The 3,361-nt window shown below is 69.4% G+C and carries 3 protein-coding genes, 1 tRNA gene and 1 pseudogene; 1 reads left to right on the forward strand and 4 read right to left on the reverse strand.

The window, feature by feature from the left end:
* Nucleotides 1-162: 162 nt before the first annotated feature.
* Nucleotides 163-235: transfer RNA gene (locus tag ACTHNQ_RS11855), tRNA-Trp, on the reverse strand.
* Nucleotides 236-409: 174 nt separating this feature from the next.
* Nucleotides 410-847 (reverse strand): pyridoxamine 5'-phosphate oxidase family protein, encoded by a 438-nt coding sequence (locus ACTHNQ_RS11860; RefSeq protein ID WP_018172803.1) that lies wholly within the window; start codon nucleotides 845-847, stop codon nucleotides 410-412.
* 64 nt (nucleotides 848-911) lie between these two features.
* Here ACTHNQ_RS11860 and ACTHNQ_RS11865 point away from each other — a divergent pair, with 64 nt between their 5' ends.
* A complete protein-coding gene (locus tag ACTHNQ_RS11865; protein ID WP_440333632.1) occupies nucleotides 912-1,526 on the forward strand; it encodes a hypothetical protein in 615 nt (204 codons plus the stop codon).
* A 54-nt stretch (nucleotides 1,527-1,580) separates the two neighbouring features.
* Here ACTHNQ_RS11865 and ACTHNQ_RS11870 read toward each other — a convergent pair whose 3' ends face one another.
* The gene (locus ACTHNQ_RS11870; protein WP_440333634.1) at nucleotides 1,581-2,942 is read right to left on the reverse strand and encodes an NAD-dependent succinate-semialdehyde dehydrogenase; all 1,362 of its coding nucleotides are present in this window, start codon (nucleotides 2,940-2,942) and stop codon (nucleotides 1,581-1,583) included.
* A 40-nt stretch (nucleotides 2,943-2,982) separates the two neighbouring features.
* Nucleotides 2,983-3,361, reverse strand: a pseudogene (locus ACTHNQ_RS11875) (amino acid transporter); the annotation flags it as partial.

Here is a 3,361-nt window from a genome sequence, read left to right on the forward strand (position 1 = left end):
TTCGGCTTCTTCTCGCGAGGCGCGGTCGTTCCCTCAGCGGGGACGACTTCGCCCTTCGGCTCGTCCTGAACCATCGATGCCACCTGATTACCTTCCGTGAGCCGACACGGATCGGCACACTGTGTTTGTCAACCACCGGACCAGCCGATGTTGCGCTGAGCGCAGGGCGGACAGGAATCGAACCTGCAACCTGCGGTTTTGGAGACCGCTGCTCTGCCAATTGAGCTACCGCCCTAGAGACCCGGAGGTCTCGCTGAACCCGCACTCCTCCCCTGTCGTCCGACCGGGGAGCACTGTTCCTGACTGGCAGGCACAGCGAAAGAATGCAGACTTCAACTGCACGATCAAGTGTACGGCATGCCCGGAGGCCCCGCGAACCGAGCCGGCCTTCGACGCCGTGACCGCCGCCTCAGTACTGCTGGATTCCGTAGCGGTCGGGCTCGGGGGCACGCTCGAACGCGCGTCCCGACACGGCCGTCGGCTCCACCCGCACGTACGTGTACTTGAGCGTCGGGATCCAGGGACGCAGCCCCAGCCCGTCGGCACGCTCGACGTCGGCGGAGCGGTCGAGCGGGTGCGCACGACCGCGCAGGATCACGCTCCACGCGTCGCTGTCGGTGTGGTCGTCCACCTCGAACAGCACCTCGTCGTTGACGGTCAGCTCGAACAGCTTGCTGCCCTGAGCGGTGCGGAACAGCACGCTCTCGCCGTCGACGACGTAGTTCACGGGAAAGATGTCGAGGGTGTCGCCCACGTGTGTGACGAGCCTCCCGAGCTCCTGCTGGCGCAGGCGTTCCCAGCACTGCTCGTCCGTGAGCGCGACCACGGGGTCCGGTGTGTCTGCCATGCCTCCATCCTTGTCCTCGCAGGGGCGGGACGACACCCCCGGACGGCGGGGCTACCATTCCGGCATGACCCTCTCGCAGGCGCGGCTCGACGAGCTGTGGGACTTCTCCGACCCGGTCGCGTCGGAAGGACGGCTGCGGCAGGCCGTGGACGACGAGACGGATGCCGGCGTCCGCGCCGAGCTGCAGACGCAGGTGGCGCGGGCTCTCGGGCTGCAGGAGCGGTTCGCCGAGGCCGACGCGACGCTCGACGCGGTGGCGATCGACGACGACGCGGTAGCCGCCCGCGCGGCGCTCGAACGCGGTCGGCTGCGCAACTCGGCCGGCGACCCCGACGCGGCGATCCCGTACTTCACGGCGGCGGTGGATGCGGCATCCCGCCCGGATCTCGTCTTCCTGCGCGTGGACGCGCTCCACATGCTCGCGATCGCCGATGCCGATCAGGCCGACGAGTGGACGGATGCCGCCCTCGCCGCACTCGCGGCGGTCGACGATCCGCGCACCCTGCGCTGGCGGATCTCGCTCCACAACAACACCGGCTGGCGGCTGCTCGATGCCGGGCGGGTGGCCGAGGCGCTCACGGCGTTCGAGGCGGCGCGGGATGCCGCGACCCGCTGGGGAACGCCGCAGCAGCTGCAGTGGGCCGACGAGGCCCTCGTCGAGGCCCGCATCCGCCTCTGACACGCGAAAGGGCACGTTTCCGCGGCGGAAACGTACCCTTTCGCAATTCCGGGGTCAGGCGCCGACGCGGATGAGCTTCTTGTTGACGAACTCGTCGGCGGCGAGGAATCCCATCTCACGGGCCGTGCCGGAGCGCTTCACGCCGCCGAAGGGCAGCGCGGGCTCGTCGGCCAGGACCACGTTGACGTAGACCATGCCGGCGTCGATCTTGTCGGCGATGCGAGCGGCCTGCTCCTCGTCGGTCGTGAACACGTACGAGCCGAGACCGAAGCTCGTGTCGTTGGCGAGCGCCACGGCGGCGTCTTCGTCGGCGACCTTGTAGACGACGCCGACCGGGCCGAAGAACTCCTCGCGGTACGCGTCCATGTCGCTCGTCACGTCCGTGAGCACGGTGCCCGGGTAGTAGGCGCCGTCGCGCACGCCGCCGGCGACGAGGGTCGCGCCCTGCGCCACCGCGTTGTCGACCTGCGCGGCCAGGCGCTCCGCGGCCGTGAGCGACGACAGCGGGCCCAGCACGGTGTCGTCGGCGAACGGGTCGCCGACCTTGGCGCCGGCCATCGCCGCCGTGAACTTCTCGAGGAACGCGTCGTACAGGCCCTCCACCACGATGAAGCGCTTCGCGGCGTTGCAGGACTGGCCGTTGTTGTCCAGGCGCGCGGCGACCGCCGCCTCGACCGTGGCATCCAGGTCGTCGGTCGACAGGAGGATGAACGGGTCCGAGCCACCGAGCTCGAGGGCCACCTTCTTGAGGTTGCGGCCGGCGATCTCGGCGACCGCCGCGCCCGCGCGCTCCGAGCCGGTGACCGACACGCCCTGCACGCGGCGGTCGGCGATGACGGCGGCAGCCTGGTCGTTCGTGGCGTAGATGTTCGTGTACTCGCCGCCCAGGCCGGCGTCGGCGTACAGCTGTGCGATCGCGGCGGCCGACTCGGGGCACTGCGGAGCGTGCTTGAGCAGGATCGTGTTGCCGACGACGAGGTTCGGCGCCGCGAAGCGGGCGACCTGGTAGTACGGGAAGTTCCACGGCATGATGCCCAGCAGCACGCCGAGCGGCGAACGGCGGATCACCGCGGTGCCCTCGCCCTCGATGTCCAGCGGCTGGTCGCCGGTGATGCGATCGGCGTGGTCCGCGTAGTACTGCGTGATGTCGGCCGCGAAGTCGACCTCGCCGAGCGCCGCCTCCAGGGGCTTGCCCATCTCGCGCACGATGATCTCGGCGAGCTCCTCGCGGCGCTCGCGGTGCAGGTCGGCGACCTTGCGGATGCGGGCCGCGCGCTCGTCGACCGGCGTGTTCCGCCACGTGCGGTAGGCGGCATCCGCCCCCGCGATGGCGGCCTCGAGGGCCTCGTCGGTGATGGTCGGATAGGTGGCCAGGGTCTCGCCCGTGGCGGGGTTGACGACGGCGTAGTCGCTCATGGGTGCTTCTCCGATCGAAGGGATGGGGTCAGTCTGCCGGTCAGCGGCCGGCACGTCGAAGGCTCGGGGGCGCGTCGATACTGAGTGTCTCACCGCGGAAGAACGCCGGACGCTTGATCGCCTGCCAGATCATGATGACGACGCCGACGACGATGATGCCGACGCCGAGCACGAACACGAGGCCGACGCCGCCGATGTTGGATCCGCTGCCGTACGCCGGGTCCATCGAGTCGATGAGGGTCGTCACGAACAGCACCGCGAGAATGGCACCGCCGACCAGCGGGAACAGGAACGTGAAGAAGAAGCTCCGCGCCGAGTCGAACCACTGCTTGCGGAAGTACCAGACGCACGCGAACGCGGTGAGGCCGTAGTAGAAGCAGATCATCATGCCGAGCGACAGGATCGTGTCGGTGAGGACG

Origin of the sequence: Microbacterium sp. (assembly GCF_051953575.1) — a bacterium.
Lineage (GTDB): Bacteria > Actinomycetota > Actinomycetes > Actinomycetales > Microbacteriaceae > Microbacterium.

What these genes read in the sequence shown, in the direction of transcription:
- ACTHNQ_RS11860 (WP_018172803.1), bottom strand. Translation starts at nt 847, where the DNA reads ATGGCAGACACACCGGACCCCGTGGTCGCGCTCACGGACGAGCAGTGC.
- ACTHNQ_RS11865 (WP_440333632.1), top strand. Translation starts at nt 912, where the DNA reads ATGACCCTCTCGCAGGCGCGGCTCGACGAGCTGTGGGACTTCTCCGAC.
- ACTHNQ_RS11870 (WP_440333634.1), bottom strand. Translation starts at nt 2,942, where the DNA reads ATGAGCGACTACGCCGTCGTCAACCCCGCCACGGGCGAGACCCTGGCC.